The organism is Nocardiopsis sp. LDBS1602, from assembly GCF_035818715.1.
Lineage (GTDB): Bacteria > Actinomycetota > Actinomycetes > Streptosporangiales > Streptosporangiaceae > Nocardiopsis > Nocardiopsis alba.
The window spans coordinates 718030-736624 of record NZ_JAYLVW010000001.1 but is presented as its reverse complement, the minus strand read 5'-3'; the positions used below and the strand labels follow the sequence as shown (position 1 = coordinate 736624).

General features: G+C 73.0%; 17 protein-coding genes and 1 pseudogene. 8 read left to right on the top strand and 10 right to left on the bottom strand.

The annotated features are described in order from the left end of the window. Positions 1–108 precede the first annotated feature (108 nt). The 6 genes from U9J66_RS03430 to U9J66_RS03405 all read right to left on the bottom strand — a co-directional run bounded on the left by U9J66_RS03430 (position 109) and on the right by U9J66_RS03405 (position 4637). A complete protein-coding gene (locus tag U9J66_RS03430) occupies positions 109–1131 on the bottom strand; it encodes a glycosyltransferase family 4 protein (protein ID WP_017534721.1) in 1023 nt (340 codons plus the stop codon). Beyond that, a complete protein-coding gene (locus U9J66_RS03425; RefSeq protein WP_326336993.1) occupies positions 1128–1526 on the bottom strand; it encodes a 6-pyruvoyl trahydropterin synthase family protein in 399 nt (132 codons plus the stop codon). Before U9J66_RS03425 ends, U9J66_RS03430 begins: the two co-directional genes overlap by 4 nt. Positions 1527–1536: 10 nt before the next feature. Continuing rightward, complete coding sequence (locus U9J66_RS03420) at positions 1537–2535, bottom strand: zinc-dependent alcohol dehydrogenase (protein ID WP_326336992.1); 999 nt, start codon at positions 2533–2535, stop codon at positions 1537–1539. A 2-nt stretch (positions 2536–2537) separates the two neighbouring features. Further along, the gene (locus U9J66_RS03415) at positions 2538–3245 is read right to left on the bottom strand and encodes a CDP-alcohol phosphatidyltransferase family protein (protein ID WP_326336991.1); all 708 of its coding nucleotides are present in this window, start codon (positions 3243–3245) and stop codon (positions 2538–2540) included. Further along, entirely contained in the window at positions 3238–3891 is a 654-nt protein-coding gene (locus U9J66_RS03410; protein ID WP_014911020.1) for a GTP cyclohydrolase II, read from the bottom strand. The genes U9J66_RS03415 and U9J66_RS03410 overlap by 8 nt, the downstream gene beginning before the upstream one ends. A 113-nt stretch (positions 3892–4004) precedes the next feature. Next, a complete protein-coding gene (locus U9J66_RS03405; RefSeq protein ID WP_161111916.1) occupies positions 4005–4637 on the bottom strand; it encodes a hypothetical protein in 633 nt (210 codons plus the stop codon). Between the two features lie 64 nt (positions 4638–4701). Here U9J66_RS03405 and U9J66_RS03400 point away from each other — a divergent pair, with 64 nt between their 5' ends. Beyond that, the gene (locus U9J66_RS03400) at positions 4702–5019 is read left to right on the top strand and encodes a hypothetical protein (RefSeq protein WP_161111917.1); all 318 of its coding nucleotides are present in this window, start codon (positions 4702–4704) and stop codon (positions 5017–5019) included. Between the two features lie 18 nt (positions 5020–5037). On the opposite strand, the gene U9J66_RS03395 is transcribed toward U9J66_RS03400, so the two are convergent. Next, a complete protein-coding gene (locus U9J66_RS03395) occupies positions 5038–6417 on the bottom strand; it encodes a hypothetical protein (RefSeq protein WP_326336990.1) in 1380 nt (459 codons plus the stop codon). A 137-nt stretch (positions 6418–6554) separates the two neighbouring features. Between U9J66_RS03395 and U9J66_RS03390 the strand changes: the two genes are divergently transcribed. The 5 genes from U9J66_RS03390 to U9J66_RS03370 all read left to right on the top strand — a co-directional run bounded on the left by U9J66_RS03390 (position 6555) and on the right by U9J66_RS03370 (position 10508). Next, entirely contained in the window at positions 6555–7127 is a 573-nt protein-coding gene (locus U9J66_RS03390) for a hypothetical protein (RefSeq protein ID WP_326336989.1), read from the top strand. 225 nt (positions 7128–7352) lie between these two features. Then, positions 7353–7925 carry a sigma-70 family RNA polymerase sigma factor gene (locus U9J66_RS03385; RefSeq protein ID WP_017534728.1) on the top strand — a complete coding sequence of 191 codons (573 nt, stop codon included), beginning with the start codon at positions 7353–7355 and terminating at the stop codon, positions 7923–7925. 53 nt (positions 7926–7978) lie between these two features. Beyond that, the gene (locus U9J66_RS03380; protein ID WP_017534729.1) at positions 7979–8590 is read left to right on the top strand and encodes an SCO family protein; all 612 of its coding nucleotides are present in this window, start codon (positions 7979–7981) and stop codon (positions 8588–8590) included. Further along, the gene (locus U9J66_RS03375; protein ID WP_326336988.1) at positions 8587–9825 is read left to right on the top strand and encodes a Dyp-type peroxidase; all 1239 of its coding nucleotides are present in this window, start codon (positions 8587–8589) and stop codon (positions 9823–9825) included. Before U9J66_RS03380 ends, U9J66_RS03375 begins: the two co-directional genes overlap by 4 nt. Before the next feature lie 122 nt (positions 9826–9947). Next, entirely contained in the window at positions 9948–10508 is a 561-nt protein-coding gene (locus U9J66_RS03370) for a copper chaperone PCu(A)C (protein WP_017534731.1), read from the top strand. Here U9J66_RS03370 and U9J66_RS03365 read toward each other — a convergent pair. After that, positions 10396–11913, bottom strand: a complete 1518-nt coding sequence (locus U9J66_RS03365) for a PepSY-associated TM helix domain-containing protein (protein ID WP_326336987.1) — start codon at positions 11911–11913, stop codon at positions 10396–10398. The genes U9J66_RS03370 and U9J66_RS03365 overlap by 113 nt on opposite strands. Positions 11914–12045: 132 nt before the next feature. On the opposite strand from U9J66_RS03365, the gene U9J66_RS03360 reads away from it, so the two are divergent. After that, positions 12046–12891: an NmrA family NAD(P)-binding protein gene (locus U9J66_RS03360; RefSeq protein WP_326336986.1), complete on the top strand. Its 846-nt coding sequence runs from the start codon at positions 12046–12048 to the stop codon at positions 12889–12891. Positions 12892–12910: 19 nt separating this feature from the next. Here the strand turns inward: U9J66_RS03360 and U9J66_RS03355 are convergent, their stop codons facing one another. After that, positions 12911–15205, bottom strand: a complete 2295-nt coding sequence (locus U9J66_RS03355; RefSeq protein ID WP_161111923.1) for an ATP-binding cassette domain-containing protein — start codon at positions 15203–15205, stop codon at positions 12911–12913. A gap of 61 nt (positions 15206–15266) precedes the next feature. Here U9J66_RS03355 and U9J66_RS03350 point away from each other — a divergent pair, with 61 nt between their 5' ends. Beyond that, complete coding sequence (locus U9J66_RS03350; RefSeq protein ID WP_326336985.1) at positions 15267–16373, top strand: helix-turn-helix transcriptional regulator; 1107 nt, start codon at positions 15267–15269, stop codon at positions 16371–16373. Here U9J66_RS03350 and U9J66_RS03345 read toward each other — a convergent pair. Further along, a pseudogene (locus U9J66_RS03345) lies at positions 16321–18528 on the bottom strand (penicillin acylase family protein); the annotation flags it as partial. The gene U9J66_RS03350 and the pseudogene U9J66_RS03345 overlap by 53 nt on opposite strands. Positions 18529–18595 lie beyond the last annotated feature (67 nt).

The following is an 18595-nucleotide window of genomic DNA, read 5'->3' as shown; positions in this document are numbered from 1 at the left end:
ATATCACCCCGGGTGACGGCATAGGCGAGCGAGCCCGGAGAACTGGGACACATCACTCCTGGGCGTGGAGAAGGGGGTGAACAAAGGGAAAGCGGGGGCGTGAGGGGCTCAGATCCGCTCCAGAACGCCCTCCAGCGCCCGGGCCGCGTGCGCCCAACCGGTGAGCGTCGAACGACGTGATCGGGCCGAGGCGCGCAGCTCTCGCCGCAGCCCTGGATCGGTGAGCCAGGCGCGCAGGGCGCTCGCCAACGCGGCCGGATCCCCGGGCGGTACCGTCAGGCCGGGAACGCTCCCGTCAGGGGAACGGCCCAAGGCCTCGGGGATCCCGCCCACCCCACTGGCCACCACCGGCAGCCCCCGGGCCAGCGCCTCGGTGACGACCATCCCGTAGGTCTCCATCAGCGAGGGCAGCACGACCAGGTCGGCGCCGTCGTAGGCCGCCTCCAAGGCGGCCCCGGCCAGAGGTCCGACGAAACGCACCCGCTCCCCGGCGTTCGGGAGAGGGGTCCCCGGGCCGGCGCAGACGCACTCCCAGCCCAGGTCCGACAGCCCCCGAAGGGCCTCGAACAGCACCGCGTGCCCCTTGCGCGGGGTCAGAGAGGCCACGCACAGCAGACGCGGCACGGCCCCCTCCACGACGCGGCCCTCCTCGAAACCGCGGCCCCGCGCGAGCGGCGCCGGATCGACCCCCGGCGGCACCACCTCGACCCGAGGCAGCCCATGGTGCTCGCGCAGCCGCCGCGCCGCGTACCCGCCGGTGGCCACCACCGCCGCGCCGGAGCGCAGCACCGCGCGCTCACGCAGGTCCAGTTCCCGGGCGGTCTCCGGGGACAGGCCGGTCTCGTCGGCCAACGGCAGGTGCACCAGTACCACCGGACGCAGCCGTTCGGCGCGCGGAACGACGATCTCGGGCACCCCGCAGGCCACCAGCCCGTCGACCACCACCCGGGCTCCGTCGGGGAGCCCGTCCAGGACGGCGGCGAGCGCCCGGGCCCCCTCCGGCCCCGGAGAGGGCCAGGGGCCCGGGACCGCCACCGTCTCCAACACGGACGAGGCCCGCGAGAGACGCAGATCGTAGAGGGTGCCCCCACTGGGCACCCCTGTCTCCGGCACCACGAACGGGACCGTCACAGCTCCCGTTCGTAGGAGGCCCAGGCCACGTGCGACTCGTGCAGGGTGATCGAGAGCGAGGTCAGCCCCCGGGCGTTCCGGCCCAGCCCGCCCGCGTGGATCCGTTCCGCCAACCGATCGGCGATCACCTTGGCCAGGAACTCGGTGGAGGTGTTCACCCCGGCGAACTCGGGGACCTCGTCGAGGTTGCGATAGTTCAGTTCGCCCACGATCTCGCCCAGCACACGGGTGGCCGCGCCGATGTCGACCACGATCCCGTCGGGGTCCAGATCGGGGCGGCGCAGGGTCGCGTCCACCACGAAGGTGGCTCCGTGCAGGGCCTGGGCGGGACCGAAGACCTCGCCCCTGAAGCTGTGCGCGACCATCAGGTGGTCGCGGACGGTGACGCCGAACAAAAGATCCTCCTCACACGAGAGAACCGTCGCTCTCCGGTTCGTAGACGACGCGATGGCACAACGCGGACAGACGGCCCTCGGCCAACGCCGGCAGCACCTCGGGCAGCTCCTCGAAGCCGCTCCGGCCGCTGAGCAGGGCGTCGAAGGCCGGATCGGCGAGCAGCCGCAGGGCCAGCGCCAGCCGTTCGGAGTGGTCGTAACGCGACCGTCGGGCCGGCGAGATCATCCCGACCTGGCTGGCGCGCACGGCCAGCCGGTGCGAGTGGAAGTCCTCGCCCAACGGCAGGATCACCTGGCGGTCCCCGTACCAGCTCAGCTCCACCACCTCGCCCTCAGGGTGGAGCAGCTCCAGGGAACGGATCAGGCCGGCCTCGCTCGCGCTGGTGTGGAAGACCAGGTCCCGGCCGCCCTCGGCCGCCTCGGGCAGGGCGAAGTCCACCCCCAGCCGTTCGGCGACCTCCGCGCGTTCGGGGTCCACGTCGATCAACTGGACCCGGGCGCCGGGCGTCCGTGACACCAGCCGCGCCACGCAGCACCCCACCATGCCCGCGCCGACCACCGTCACCCGGTCCCCGACCAGCGGGGCCGCGTCCCAGAGCGCGTTCACCGCGGTCTCCACGACACCCGCCAACACCGCGCGGCCGGCCGGTACGTCCTCGGGCACGACCGACACCGCCGAGGCGGGCACCACGAAACGGGTCTGGTGCGGGTAGAGGGTGAACACCGTCCGCCCCACCAGGGTGTCGGGTCCCTCCTCCACCACGCCCACGTTCAGATAGCCGTACTTGAGCGGGCCGGGGAAGTCGCCCTCCTGGAAGGGGGCCCGCATCACCTCGTACTGGTTGGGCGGCACCCCGCCGCCGAACACCAGGGTCTCGGTGCCCCGGCTGATCCCCGAGTACACGCTGCGCACCAGCACCTCGTCGGGGCCGGGCGCAGGAAGATCCACCTCCCGGACCTCGCCCACACCGGGGGAACGCACCCAGAAGGCACGCGCGGTCCGTCTCATCCTCAGCTCCTTCCGACCGGGACCGTTCGATGTGAACGCTCCCGCCACAGTCCCACCACGTCGCGGCCGAACGACCACGACAGCGCGGCCGCCGCCATTGCCACCACGACCACCGACACCGGCCCCGGGAGTGCCCCGGAGGCCACCGCGGTCAACACGATCCCCTGCGCCGCGGCCACCGCCTTACGGGCCCGGCTCGGCGGCAAGGGGCCTCGCAGCCACGGGGCCGCCCACGAGGCGACCCCGAACAGGTAGCGCATCGCTCCGATCACCAGTACCCACGGGCCCAGGAACGACGCCACCCGCACGCTCAGCACCAGGATCAGGAAGGCGTCCGCCTCCATGTCGAACCGGGCTCCGAACGCGGAGGCCGTCCCCGTCCTTCGTGCGACCAGGCCGTCCACCAGGTCCAGGGCCAGGGCGGGTACGGCCAACGTCACCAGGGCCCAGGCCGGTCCTCCGTCGACGACGAGGGCCGTCACCCCGCCGATGAGCACGATCCTGGTCAACGTCACCAGGTCGGCCGGGCCCAGGGGCCACCGCCGGTGTCGGCGCATCGCGGCCATGAGCAGTCCCACCGCGCTGAGAGCGTACAGTGCCCCGACCGTCCATCCCCATGGACCCAGGCCCGGCGCGGCGGTGAGCACGGCGAGCAGGGCCGCCTGCCCGCACAGGGCCGCGACCACCTGCCGTAGGGCCGGATCAGACACGGCCGTTCCCGGGCCCGTGGTGAGGGGACCCGTTCAGGTGGGGCAGGACGTGACCCAACCGGTCCCGCTTGGCGGTCAGGTAGCCGAGGTTCTCCTCGCGGACGGGGGCCGGCAGCGGGACCCGCTCGGCCACCTTCACCCCATAGCCCTCCAGAGCGCGCACCTTGTCCGGGTTGTTGGACAACAACCGGACCGAACGCACCCCTCGATGACGCAGCACCCGGGCCGCGGGGCCGTAGTCGCGGACGTCCACGGGCAGCCCCAGGGCCGTGGCCGAGTCCACCGTGTCCAGACCCCGTTCGTCCTGGAGCACCTGGGTACGGACCTTGTCCACCAGGCCGATCCCGCGTCCCTCCTGGCCGCGCAGGTACACGAGGACGCCCCGGCCCTCGGCCACGATCGCGTCCAGGGCGGCCTGGAGCTGGTCTCCGCACTCGCACCGCAACGCGCCGAAGACGTCCCCCGTCACGCACTCGGAGTGCACCCGCACGAGCACCCGGGCCCCGTCGCCGATCTCGCCCAGCACCAGGGCCATGTGTTCGCACCGGTCGATCGGATCCCGAAAGGCGACACAGCGGAACCGTGCGCTGCGCAGGACCAGATCGGACTCCGCGGTCCCCTCCGCGTCCAGAGACTGTTCTGACATCTGCCCCCCTCACACCGCCGGAGGCGGCACACACGGCGCCTGCCCGTTCCCTCACGGGATGAAACGTCCCGACCCCTCCCACGAGGGGGAACGCGGGAGAGGGAGGGGAACGACTAGGAGGGGGCGTCGGGAAGCTCCACGGGGATCTCCCCACCGAGCCGGGCGCCGTCCTCCAGCTCCAGGGAGTCACCGCTCCAGAACCGGCCCGGATCGTAGTAGCCCGGCCGGTTCCCCTTGGGGAGCAGCCCCATCTCCTCATAGGTCAGGGCCACCACCTCGGCGCAGTAGGCGGTCTCCAACCGCCGCTCTCGGGCCCGCCCGCGGAAGGGGAGCCGACCCAGGGCCCAGCGTCCGGCCAACCGGGCCGTGGACGGGAACGGGGTCCCGTCCAGGCGGGCCACCGTGCGCAGCGCGGCGTCCTCCATCGCGCGATCGGCCACCGGGTCGAGTTGGCGCAGCCACCCCCGCTGCCCGTAGCGGCGCCCCCACACCAGGACGGCGTCGCGCAGATCGTGCAGCTGGACCCCGCGTCGATGGACGCCGGACCACATGTCGACGAGGGAGCGGCCCAGCTCCGCGTGCCACATCAAGGGCGGCAGGTCGTCGATGACCACGGACATACCGACATGGTTGACCGGGCTGTTCGTGGTGATCTGGATGGCCCGGTCGGGTACGGCGGTACCCCGGAACACCCACAGATCACCGGTCCGCGTCAGCTCGACCGCCTCATCCAGGGACAGGCTCATAGCGCCCACCGTACCCCCGCGCCCTCCGAGGGCGAAGAGCGCTCGCGCCGGTTAGCGTGGGGGCATGAGGAAGTGGTGGAAGACCCTGGGGCTGGCCGCGTTCGTGGGTGTGGCGGCCACCGGAGCGGCGATCGCCCGGGCCGAGCGCCGACGCCGCGCCTACACCCCCGACCAGGTCAGGGAACGTCTGCACGAACGCGCGGCCCTGGCCCGCGCGGCCGGAGCGGGCACGGACGGTGCCGGACCCGCCTCCGTCGCGCGCGACGGCGCCCGACCCCTGCGAGAGCGCCGGGAGACGCTTCGGGGACGGGTCACGAGGACGCCCCCGGTGGCCGCTATCGGCCGTCTTCTCCGGCGGGCCGACCCTCGACGGCGCGGGTGAACCGCGACACCGGTCCGGTCAGAGCGTCTTTCCCAGGAACCCGACCTTCTCCAACAGGGTGATGTGATCGGTGCCCAGGGTGTCCAGGAAGGCGATGACGTCCCGGTGCGGGGCCCGGTGCAGCGGTGCGCTGGTGCGCACCAGCCCCACCTGGGACAGGCCCTCGCCGCCCAGCCGGGAGGAGGGGGTGGCGGGCGGACGGACGCTGTACAGGCGCCACGCGCTGCCTCGAGGGGCCGAGGCGAGCAGCATCGTCGGTCTGCTCCACACCAACAGCGCCCACGCCTTGGGGCCCTGGGCGTGGACCATGACCGGCGCGTCGCCCTCCGCCACGAGTTCGGCGATCCGGGCGGCCACCGGAACCGGGTTGGTGAAGTTCCCGCGCACGTGGTGGATCCCGGAATCGACCTCCAGGGTCCAGCCCGACGCCTCCACCTCCGCGGCGACCTCGGATTCCCGGCCCTCCTCCGCTACCGGGGAGACGGGGGCCCGAGGCGGATCGGCGGCGACGATCGCCCCGAGGACGAGCCCGGCCCCGGCCGGACGGACCAGGGAACGCGGGTGGGAGCCGATGGTCAGAGCCGAACGCCTTCCGTCCACCGCCCACTCGACGAGACCGCCGTGCCGGGGGACCCCGTCGGGGACCCGACGCGGCTCGGCCCGGATCCCGATCTCCTCCAGGCTTCGCAGGGCCGCCTCGACGTCCTCCACAGGCCAGTCGTCGGGCGCCCCGAGCACCACCGAGACCGGGGACAGACGTCCGACCAGGGCGCGCAGGGCCTCGGGATCGGCGCCGCGCAGCGGCGCGTACAGGCACAGCTCGTCCACCGGCCCCTCGGGCAACCGGTCGATCAAGGGGCCGTCGATGTTGTGCGCCACCCGGGTCGGGTCCTCCAACGGGCAGGACAGCACCAGGTCCTCCAGCCGGTCGGCGAACCCGTTCAAGTGGGCGGCCATCGGGGCGGGGACCGGGCCGGTGGCGGCGCGCTCGCGCAGCCAGGAGCCCAGGTCGGCGAAGGCCCACGGCACCCCTTCGGGCCCGCCGCGCAGCACCGACCACGGTCGACGGTCCAGGTCCAGGCCCGGGGCGCCGCCGCCGAAGGCGGCCACGACGTGTTCGTCGCCCACCAGCAGCACGAGCTCGGGCAGCGGGTCGGGGCCGGAGCGTTCGATCAGGGCGAGGGAGCGTTCGGGGCGGAAGACGGCCGCGGGTTCGGTCCCGGGGGCGGCGGCGCCGAGCACGGCCACCGAGGCCTCCATCTCCCGCGCGGCCGGAACGACGTTCCGCTCCACTTCGGGAAGGTCGGGTTCGGAGCCGATCAGCAGGAACCCGCGCAGGGCGGCCCCGTCGGTACGGGAGGACCACTCGCGCAGAAGGGCGAGCGGAGAGACGGACACGAGAACCTCATCTCACTACCGGAAAGGGTCCCGAGTCTAGTGGAGGCGCGGTCGCGAGAAGGAGCGGACCCCGTAGGAGGGCGTGAATCCCACCCCCGTGCGCCGGACCCGTCGGGAAGTGCGACGATGTGAGGACGATGTCCGAGAACCGACCGTGCCGACCGCTGCGCTCCGGGGTGTTCACCCTGGTGTGCGCGAGCCTGTCCGCGATCGGACACGCGGTCGGGTCGGGGCACGACGTCCCCCTCCTCGGTCTTCTGCTCGGCGGCGCCGTCGTCCTGGCCACCGCCTGGGCGGCCTCCGCGCGCCGACTGGGTCTGTGGGAGTTGACCGCCTGGATGCTGTGGGGCCAGTTCGCCCTGCACGTGACCTTCAGCGCCGCCCAGGGCTGGGGCGTCGGTCACCAGGACCATCTCGGCGCCTCCCTCCAACAGGAACCGATGTCGGCCTGGGCGATGATCACGATGCACGTGGTCATGGCCCTGGTCAGCTCCTGGTGGCTGCGTCTGGGCGAGAACGCCCTCTTCTCCTTTCTCCACTTCATGGCGCTGTCCCTGGTGCCGCTGCTCCTGGTGGTGGGGGCCGTCCCCGCGCCGAGGACACCGTCCTCCACGGCGCCGGCCCCGGTCGACGAGCCCCGTCGTCCCGACACCTTCTGTCTGCGTCACACCCGTGTTCTGAGAGGACCGCCTCCGGTGCTCGCGGCCTGACCAGGGGCGGTCCGAGACCGCTCCCGCACCCGTGCGCCCTCTTCGGCGCCCTCGTGCGGTCGCCGGGTGTCTCCGCACCCGGGCGGATCCGCCCCCTCGGTCGGTCGCCTCCCGCGTCCCCGCGGTGCGTCGCGCACCGCAGCCCACAGAACCGCGATCCCGGAGCGAGGACCATCGGCGTCCCTCCTCCGGACGGTCGCGCGCGGTGACAGAAGGACCGTGAAGATGATCGACGGCATCGACGTCGGTCGTGCCCCGAACGAGGAGCACACCGATCTGAGCCGGCTCGCGCTCAACGCCGGCAGGGGAGCCCCGGGTGCGATGGACACCCTGTTCACGCTCACCCGCGACGACGTGACCCGCTATATCGCCCGACGGGTGGACCCCGGCTGGGTGGAGGACCTGACCCAGGAGACCTTCTCCCGGGCCGTGCGCTCCCTGCCCCGCTACGCGGGCCGTTCCCCCGTCCGCGCCTGGCTGCTCTCGGTGGCCCGGCACACCGTGGTCGACCGCTACCGGGCCGTGGGGCGCACGCCCCGCACCGACCCGGTCGACGACTGGGAGCGGTCGCTCGGCACGACGGCGGCAGCCCCGGACCGTTTCGACGAGTACATCGCCCTGCTCGACCTGGTGGACGAACTGCCCGAGGACCGGCGCACCGCCTTCGTCCTCACCCAGGTGCGTCGCCTGTCCTACGCCGAGACCGCGGCGCTCACCGGGGTCCCGGTCGGCACCGTCCGCTCCCGTGTGGCGCGTGGACGCCGGGACCTGATCCGTCTGCTCCGGGAGGCCGCGTGACCTCCCGAACCGCCCACGGCCGAACGTCGGCCGCGAACCCGAGGAGAACCTCCGTGACCGCACTCACGACCCGAGCGGCCCTGGCCGCCACCGCCGTCCTGCTGGCCGCCACCGCCTGCTCGTCGGGCACCGACCTCGCCGACGTCGACTACTACCTCGACCTGTCCGACGACCCGATGCCCGCCTCGGACATGGAGCTGTCCACGCTGGAGGGCGACCCCTGGCGGTTCACCGACGTCGCCGACGACCGGCTCACCCTGCTCTTCTTCGGCTACACGAGCTGCCCGGACGTGTGCCCCATGACCATGGCCGAGATCTCCCTGGCCCTGGAGAACGCGGAGGCCGACGCCGACGACTTCGACGTGGTGATGGTCACCAGCGACCCCGCGCGCGACACCGGCGAGCAGCTCCGCTCCTGGCTGGACCGGTTCGACCCCGACTTCCAGGGGGTGCGCGGCGACATCGACGTCACCGTAGAGGCGGCCCTGGACTACGGCGTGCCCATCGAGGCGCCTCAGGAGACCGACGGCGAGTACCTGGTCTCCCACGGCGGCCGGATCGTGGTGCTGACCCCCGACGGTGAGGCCGCGGGGCTGTTCGAGGAGGGCGTCGAGGCCGACGACATCGCCGAACTGCTGCCGGTCCTGAGCGGGGAACTGCTGTGACCGAGGGGCCCTCCCGACGCGGACTGTTCGCCGGCGCGGGGGCGGCCGGGGCGGTGGGTCTGGTCGCCGGAGGGCTGTTCGGCGCGGGCGCGACCAGGGGTTCCTCCGAGCCCGACCCCGCCCGGGAACTGATGCTCGCCGCGGGCGGGCCCGCCGAGGGCCTCGTGCCCGCGCTGCGGACCCCGACCCCCGCACACGTGCACGTGGTCGCCGTCGACCTGACAGCCGACACCCCCTCCGCCGTGGCAGAACAGGCCCGGACGGTTCTGGAGGAATGGCACGATCGGGCCCGGGAACTGCACGAGAGCGGTCTCGCGTCGGTCGTCGAGGGAGCGCCCACCCAGGGGCTGCGTCCGGCCTCCCTGGGCGTCACCCTCGGTCTGGGGCCGAGTCTGTTGGAACGCGCGGGGCTGGAGGATCGTCGGCCCGAGGCCCTGGCCGATCCACCCGCCTTCGACACCGACCGGCTCGACCCGGCCCTGTGCGGCGGCGACCTGATGCTGCACGTGGGCGCCGAGGATTCGGTGGTGGTCGGCTCCGCCGTGCGCCACCTGCTCGGTCGGGTACGAGAGCACACCCGTGTCCGCTGGTCGCTGCCGGGCTTCCAACGTTCGGCGGCGGCCGCCGAGGACCCCTCCGCGACGCCGCGCAACCTCATGGGGCAGATCGATGGAACGGTCAACCCGTCCCCGGGGGAGGCGGTGTTCTCCCCACAGGTGCTGGCCTCCCACACCGACCCCGCCGAGGAGTGGATGGACGGCGGTACCTACGTGGTGGTGCGCCGCATCCGCATGCTCCTGGACGACTGGTTCGACCTGTCGAAGGGGGAACGCGAACGCGTGGTGGGGCGGCGCCTCGACGACGGGGCTCCGCTGGGCGGGGAACGGGAGGAGGACCTGCCCGATCTGTCCGCCCGTGACGAGGACGGTGAGCCGGTGATCCCCGCCGACGCCCACATCCGGCTGGCCGGCTCCGAGAGCACCATGGGCGCGCGCATGCTCCGCCGCGGCTTCAACTACGACCTGGGCCTGGACGCGGACGGTGAGCCCGATACGGGGCTGCTGTTCACCGCCTGGCAGGGCGATCCGAACACCGGCTTCACGGCGGTGCAGCGGCGGCTGGACGAGGGTGGCGACGCGCTCAACAGGTACGTCCGCCACGAGGGGAGCGCCGTGTTCGCGGTGCCCCCGCTCCGGGACGACGAACCGTTCGTCTCCCACGGGCTGTGGACGTGAACGGGCGGCACCGCCCCGCCGTGAGGGGCCTCACGCGAGGAGACGGCGGGCGGTGGGAACCCGGGAGGGTCGGACGGCGACTCCCGAAGACGACGGACGAACACGAAAGACGGAGGAACGACATGCGTCACGAGCGGGTACGCGGACTCGGCGGGGTCATTCCGGCCGCCCTGGCCCTGGTGCTCCTGGGGAGCGCCTGCGGGACCGACGGGGAGCCCGAACCGGAGCGGGCGGCCGTCGAGGAGGAACCGGGGGCCGGGGCCGAGGCCGGCGACCTGCTCATCACGGGCGCCTGGATGCCGGAGCCCGCCAACCCGGCCGTGGGCGTGGTCTACCTGGAGGTCTCCAACGACGCCGCGGAGGACGACGCCGTGGTCTCGGTGAGCACCGACGCCTCCGAGGACGCCGAACTGTGCCGTACCGAGACCACCGAGTCGGGCGCCTCCACGATGCGCACCGTCGAGGAGATCCCGGTCCCCGCGGGCGGCACCACCACGTTCGTGGACGGCGGCTACCACATCATGGTCAACGACATCCCCGACCCGTTGGAGGTCGGGGACACCGTCGCCGTCACCCTCGGTTTCGCGAGTCGGACCGAGGTCGAGCTGGACGTTCCGGTGCTGGAGATGACCGGAGGTCCGAGCGGGGGCGAGGACGCCGGGGAGCACGACGGCCACCACTGAGGTCGCCCGCCCGCAGGCCGATCACCGTGTCCACCAGCAGGAACACCGCCAAGGACACGCCCAGGACCGGCATCGCCCATCCCAGGGCGGCCAGGAACACCACCACGGCCGTCTTGAGCGGTGGCGACAGGGCGAGGAAGGATCCGCGGGGGTGGGGCCGTCCCACCCCCGCCATCCGCTCCCGGTCCGGACGGCGCAGCCACCACGACCGGTAGCCCATCGCGATCACGTACATCAGGCCGAGGCACAGCGCCGTCAACGCGATCTGGTTGGGGATCCCGAACAGCACGCCCATGTGCGCGTCCACACCCCACCGGCTGAGTTTGGCCATGAACGGATGGTCGGCGAAGCGCACCACGTCGACCACCTCGCCGGTGTCCTGGGCCAGGGCGGCGGAGTCGGCCTTGGTGGGCCAGGACCGTTCGATCTGCGTGACCACGTAGGGGGAGACGTGGTCGCGGGGGAGGTCGACCGCGACGGGGCCGTCCAGCCCCGCGTCGCGCGCCCGGTCCATCACCCGGTCGATCCCCGCGTCCACGCCGGGGCTGTCCGACGAGGGTCCGGTCGCCACGGTCGGTGTGGTCCACGACAACGCCGCGCGCAGATCGGTGACGTTGGCGCCCGCGTACTTCGACCAGGTCAGCCCGGTCGCCGACAGGAACAGCAGGCCCACCAGCAGCCACACTCCCACGGTCGCGTGCGCCGACACCGTGCGGGAACGCGCGGAACCCTCCCCGCGTCCGCTCCAGGGCAGCAGCGTCCGCCGCGCTCCCCGACGTCGGGCCCGCGCCAGCCACAGCAGACAGCCGCCCAGGGCCACCGGGGCCAGCCAGCTCGCCGCCAACTCGCTGTACAGGCGGCCCACCTCGCCCAGGTGCAGCTCACGGTGGAGCAGATCGATCCAGGTCCGTGCCGGTAGGGCGCCGCTGGTGCCGTAGCTCTCGGAGATCCCCAGGATCTCGCCCCGATGGGGGTCGACGAACACGGCGGTCTGCGGCCCCTCCCGGTAGGGGACGCCCTCGACCGAGCGGTCGAGCAGCACGCGGGTGGAGTCCTCGGGGCCGGTGGCCGGACGCACCGAGGTGGCCCGGGCCCCGGGGACCTCGTCCTCTGCCAGCCGTACCTGCTCGCTCAGGCTCAGGGAGTGCTCGGAGGCCGGCACCCGCAACAGGTCGTCGTAGAGCGCCCGCTCCACCTGCGGGGTCCACACGTACAGCAGCCCCGAGACCGCCGCCACCAGGACGAAGGGGGCGATCAGCACCCCCGCGTAGAAGTGCGCCCGCAGGATCAGCGGCCGCAGCGCCGCCCACACCCCGGGGCGTCGTTCCCGGTCCGGGCTCGGCGGCCCTCCGGCCCGTTCGTCGGTCGTCTCCACACGGTCCTCCTCTTCCTCGATCTCGACCACTCACGTCGTCCTGGGGAGGCGAAGAGTTCCCGGCGGGTCGGGCGGTTCGAAAACCGGTTGCCGGGGCCGGAGACGGAACGCGAGTCTGATCCGGGCCTCTCGCGAGGAGGGGCCCGTGACGAAGGAGGAACCGTGAAGGACACGACCCTGGTGGTGGGCGCCACCGGCAACGTGGGCGCGCAGGTGAGACGTCTTCTCGTCGAGGCGGGCCGGCCGGTCCGGGCGTTGAGCCGCGACGTCCACCCCGAGGAGGCCGGGGTGGAGTGGGTCCGCGGGGACCTCACCGCCCCCGAGACCCTGATCCCGACCCTGGACGGGGTGGGCGCCGTCTTCCTGGTGTGGCCCGGCCTGGACACCGAACACGCGCGGGAGGTCGCCGGGATCCTCGCCGAACGGGACGCGCACGTGGCCTACCTGTCCTCGGCCGGGATCGACGACGGACGGGACGAGCAGGCCGACCCCATCAACGCCATGCACGCCGAGGTGGAGCGGGCCCTGGACGAGAGCGGGGCGAAGGCGACCCACCTGCGCTGCACGAGCTTCGCCGCCTCCCTGCTCGAATGGGCCGACCAGATCCGCGAGGGGCTGGTCCGCGACGTCTTCGGCGAGGCCCGCCGCACCCTGCTGCACGAACGCGACATCGCCGAGGTCGTGGTCCGGGTCCTGGGCGAGGGCGCCCATCGGGGAGAGCGCCTCCTGCTCAGCGGACCGACCCCGCTCACCCAGGTGGAGCAGGTGCGGATCATCGCCGACACCCTCGGCACGCGGGTGCACTTCGAAGAGGTCCCCCTCGACGAACTGCGCTCGCACATGCGGTCCGAGGGTTGGGAGGACGCCGACATCGAGGGGATGATCACCGCCTACGCCGCGATGGTCGAGGCCGAACAGCCCGTGTGGGACACCGTGGAACGGATCACCGGACACCCGCCCCTGGGCCTGGACCGGTGGGTCCTGGACCACGAGGCCGACCTGCGTTAGGAGAGACCGGGGAGAACGGTCACCCCTGCGGTCCCGTCATGGACAGATGGGCGCGCAGGGCGTGCGCGGTCGCGCTTCCGCCCTCACGGGCCAGACGCTCCGGCGTCCCCTCGAACACCACCCGACCTCCCTCATGGCCGGCCCCGGGCCCCAGGTCCACGACGTGATCGGCGGCGGCCACCACGTCCATGCGGTGTTCGACCACCACCACGGTCGCCCCCTCGTCCACCATGCGATGGAACAGCGCCACCAGCCCGGCGACGTCCCCGCCGTGCAGACCGCTCGTGGGTTCGTCCAGCACGTACAGGCGTGCCGGAGCGGCGAGCTCCCGGGCCAAGGCGAGCCGTTGACGTTCTCCGCCGGAGAGCGTGTCCAGGGAACGGCCCAGCGGCAGATACCCCAGCCCGACCCGATCCAGCCGTTCCAACGCTCCCGTGACCTCGACCCCGGCCACACCATCGAAGAACGCCCGCGCCCGGGCGGCCGACATCGCCGACACGTCGGCGACGCTGTGCCCCGCCAGGGTGTAGGACAGGGCGCGCCGGTTGAAACGCAACCCGTCGCAGTCCTCGCAGACGGTCTCCACCTCCTCCAGGAAGGCGAGGTCGGTGATGATCACGCCGCGCCCACGGCAGGTCGGGCAGGCCCCGGTGGAGTTGGCGCTGAACCATCCCGGTGCCACCCCGTGCGCGCGGGCGAACGCCCCCCGCACCGCGTTCTGGATCCCCAACGCCGTGATCAGGGTGGATCGCGGGCCTCCGCGCAGTGGCCCCTGGTCGAGCACCACCGCGTCCGGGCGGACCCGGGGCAGCTCTCCGTGCACCAGCGAACTCTTGCCCGACCCCGCCACACCGGTGACCACGGTCAGCACTCCGGTGGGCAGGGACACGTCGATCCCGCGCAGGTTGTGCAGCCGCGCGTCGCGGATCTCCACGTGGCCGTCGGGCGTCCGCGGCTCTTCACGCAGCCGTCGTTCCGCGCGCAGGAGGCGTCCCGTGGGGGTGTCGGCCTCGCGCAACCCCTTCACCGACCCCTGGTACACGATCCGTCCGCCCGCGCTCCCCGCGCCCGGCCCCAGGTCCACGACGTGGTCGGCGGCGGCGATCATGGTCGGATCGTGCTCCACCACCAGCACCGTGTTGCCCTCGTCCCGTAGCCGGGTGAGCAGCGAGATGAGCCGACGCACGTCCGAGGGGTGCAGCCCCGCGCCGGGCTCGTCGAGCACGTAGGTCAGCCCGGTGAGCGATCCGCCCAGATGCCGGACGAGACGGACCCGCTGGGCCTCGCCACCGGACAGGGTCGAGGAGACCCGGTCCAGGGAGAGGTAGCCCAGCCCCACCTCCTCCAGACCGCGCAGCCGCTCCGCCAGCGCGGCCGTCACCGGGGCCACCCTGGGGTCCTCGATCCCGGCCACCACCCCGGCGAGCTCGACGATCGGCATCGCGCATAGGTCGGCGATGTTGTACCGGCCGATCCGGCACTCCAACGCCGCCCGGTTCAACCGGGCGCCCCCGCACAGGTCGCAGATGCCCCGTCGCACCACCCGCTCCAGGTCGGCCCGGTCGCGTTCGTTCGGCCGTTCGGTGTCCAGCAGGCTCCGGGTGATCCGGGGTACGACCCCCTCGAACACCCCGGTGACGGGGAACTCCGGGTCCGGGTCGGGCGGGCGCAGGTTCTCGGCGTGCAACAGCAGATCCCTCTGCTCGGGGGTGTAGGAGCCCACGGGCGCGGAGCGGTCGAACAGTCCCGAGTGCACGTAGCGCTTCCAACGCCAGGTGCCGGGGGCGAAGGCGCGCAGGCGGATCGCGCCCTCGTCCAGGGACAGCGCCGGGTCCAACAGCTCGTCGGTGTCGATGCGCCGGGTGGTGCCCAGGCCCTCGCACCCCGGGCACATCCCGCTCGGGTCGTTGAACGAGAACGCCGGCGAGTACCCGGCCGCGGGGGTCCCGATCCGGGAGAACAGCAAGCGCATCGGCGCGGCCAGGTCGGTGGCGGTCCCCACCGTCGAACGCGCGTTGCCGCCGAATCGGCGCTGATCCACGGCCAGGGTCACCGTCAGTCGGGAGATCCGGTCGACGTCGGGGGTGCGCGGCCGGGCCAGCCTGCTCCGGGCGAAGCTGTCGTGGGTCTCGTCGAGCCGGCGTCGCGACTCGGCCGCGATCGTGTCGTACACCAGGGAGGACTTGCCCGAGCCGGACACCCCGGTGAACACGATGAGCCGTTCGCGGGGCAGGGTCACGTCGACGTCCCGCAGATTGTTCTCGCGAGCGCCGACCACGGTGATCCCCGGGCGGTCGAGGTCTGGAGTGTTCATGTCGCCACGCTAGGAAAGGTTGTGGTCGGAATCCGGCCACAATTCGAGGAGAATGTCGACCATGGCCGACACCGGACGGCGGATGCTCCGCCTGCTCTCGCTCCTCCAGAACGGCCGTTCCTGGTCGGGGGCGGCCCTGGCCGAGGCCCTGGACACCAGCCCGCGCTCCCTGCGCCGTGACATCGACCGCCTGCGCGAGCTCGGCTATCCGGTGGAGAGTCTGCGCGGCCCCGGCGGCCACTACCGTCTGGTGGCGGGCAACGCCGTTCCGCCACTGATGTTCGAGGACGACGAGGTCGTCACCGTCGCCCTGGGGCTGCGTATGGTGGCCGGCGGGCTCAGCGGGGTCGAGGACGTGGAGGAGGGGGCCGAGCGTGCCCTGGGCAAGATCGAACGGGTCCTGCCCTCACGGCTGTCCCGACGCGCCGCCTCCCTGTCGGCGGCGGTGGACCCGGGGCGGAGGGTCTGGCCCGGGCCCTCGGCCGACCTGGTCACGACCCTGGGCGAGGCGGTGGCCGCCGGGCATCGGGTGCGGCTGCTCCACCGGGGTCGCGACGGGGCCGAACGACGACGTCGGGTCGACCCCTACCGGCTGATCCTGCTCCGGCGGCGCTGGTACCTGTTCGGCTGGGACCACGAACGCGAGGACTGGCGGTCCTTCCGGCTGGATCGGATCGTCGAGGCGATCCCCACCCACGCCCCCTACACCCGCAGGGAGCCGCCGGCCCGGGACCTGGCCGACCACCTGGAGCGCCGGTTCGGTCGCGCGGAGGAGCGGCACACCGTGACCGTGCTCTTCCACGCCTCGGCCGGCGAGGTGGCCGCGCGGCTGGTGCGGGTGGACGGGACCCTGGAGCCGGTCGGGGCGGACCGGGCCCGCTACACGGCCCGGGTCGACTCCCACGAGTGGATGGCGATGGTGCTGGCCCTGACCGGTCTGGACTTCACGGTGGAGGGGCCCGAGGGGTTCGTCGACCGTATCGCGGAGCTCTCCGCCCGTCTGGCCCGCGCGGTCACCCCGGAGGAAGCAGATGGAGGGTCTCCGTCCGATGGCGGTCCACCGCCTCCCGGGAGTACAGCAGCGGAAAGTACGCGTCCCGGGCCCACCGGTCGGTCAGGTCGTCGTAGTGCGGGCTCCGAAGGTCCCCGCTCTGCCCCGGGGCGTTGATCGCCACCGAATGATCCCAGCCGCCCACGTCGATCACGATCCGGAAGGAGGCGCCGTGGTACTGGCGCCCCGAGGAATCGTAGGCGGTCAGGTTCACGGTGTCGGCGCCGCCCGGGCGGGGGACCCGGCGTCCGAACGCCCAGGCCGGCGGGTCCTCGGCCCGGGCGAGAGGATGATCGAGCCGGGCGAAGTGGTGCTCTCCCCAGTTCCACGCCGGCCCGAGAGGCCCCGAGCGGTCGACCAGGTCCCGGTGGGCCAGGGCCAGGGAACGCGCCACCGGGCCGATCTCGCCGCTCTCGACCGCCTCCTCCAACAGGTTCAGGCCGATCCGGGGGTCGAGCGCCGTGTCCCGACCGGGGGAGACGCCGCGGACGGCCTCCTCGACCCGGTCGGCTCCGACCAGGGGGAGGAGTCGTTCCCTCAGCAGGGCGGGCAGGAGGCGGTGGCGGAACCAGTGCTCGAACAAGGTCGGCTGGGGGAGGTCGACGGCCATGGAGCCGTCCCAGCCGCGCAGGAGCCGCCAGGCCCGCTCGGTGTCCGGCCCGGCCGAGGCGAGGGCGTCGGAGCGGCGGCCCAGCGAGGCCAGGGCCGCGCGCGCGACCGGGCTCACCACGTCGGACTGGAGCCGGCAGGCGTCCTCGACCGTCCATCCGGTCCGTGAGGACAGCTCCTCGGCGATGCGCTCGTAGCGGGTGGGCGGGGCCCAGTCGCGGGTGACGGTGAACGGCGTCCACTCCCGGGCCCGTCCGAGGTTGTTCTCGTTGGCCGAGGCGAACCACCCCGAGGCGGGACGGCGCGCGGTCGGCAGGTCCGATCCGGAGCGCGATCCCGCCCACTCGTGGCCGCCGTCGCCGGGGACCGGCATGGAGCCGTCGCCTCGGGTACGGACCGGCACCCGCCCGGCGGCGATCCAGCCGAAGTCGCCCTCGGTGTCGGCGTAGACCTGGTTCTCCCCGGGCGTGCCCCACACCCGCAGGGCCTCGCGGAACCCCCGGCCGTCGCGGGCCCGCATGTACCGGACCGAGCCCAGGTAGGGGGCCATGCCGTGGTCGAGCCAGGCAGCCCGTACGACCACGGCGGCGCGGCGTTCGAGATCGGTGTACACCACGGGTCCGTAGAGGCTGAAGACCAGCTCGGCCTCGTGGGCGGGGCCGCCCCGGACCGGGATCCGTTCGGTCGTCCTCTCGAAGGGGCGCCAAGAGCCGTGGTGGCGGTAGAGCCCGGGATCGTCGGGGTGGAGCTCGTGGACGTACAGGTCCTCCTGATCGATCGGGAAGATGGTCAGCCCGAAGGCCACGTGACCGTTGTGGCCGATGGACACCCCCGGCAGCGCCGGTTCGCCCGCGCCGATCACGTCGAACTCCGGGCAGCTCAGATGGGTGATGTGGCGCAGGGCCGGGGCGCCGACGGTCCGGTGCGGGTCGTTGGCCAGGAGAGGGCGCCCGGTGGCGGTGCGTTCGCCCGAGATCACCCAGTTGTTGCTGCCGTCGGGTTCGAGCGGCGCGGTGCGGGGCCGGGCGCCGGACAGGTCGACGGGAGCGCAGGCCAGGCGGTACACGTCCAGGACCTCGGGCCGTAGTACGTCCGGGTCGAACCCCTCGGGGAGACGGAGGGGGAGGCGCGGCTCGCGGACCGCGCGCAGGTCCTCGGCCTCGGGGCCGAGATCGCGCAGGGTGAGGGCACGGGCCAGTTCCTTCTCGGCGTTGGCGTACAGCCCGTGGGAGCGGATCCGGCACAGGTCCTCGGGCGACCAGTGGGACGGGGTCGTGCCCAGGGCGGCGAAGTCGGGGCCCGAAAGATCGGGTTCGAGTTCGGTGAGGCGGATGTAGGCGTTGATCCCGGCGGTGAAGCGTTCGGCGGCCTCGCGTACCCCTTCACCGTAGGAGGACCACTCGGTGGCCATGTCGCCCCGGTACAGGAAGAGTCGGGCGGCCCGGTCCCGTTCCACGTGGGAGGGGCCCAGCGCCTGGGAGAGCAGTCCCAGGCCGCGACGGCGCCACAGGTCCAACTGGAACAGACGGTCGCGGGCGGCGGTGAAGCCCTGGGCGACGAAGGCGTCGCCGGCGCTCCGGGCCCTGATGTGGGGAACGCCCCAGGGGTCGACGACGACCTCGACCGGGGCGTCGAGTGCTTCGACGACGTGTGTGCGCTCCATGGCGGGCCTTTCCGTGGGGGCGGGGCTCGCGATGTACCTACCCTCGAGCGCCGGTGGAGGCACCGGA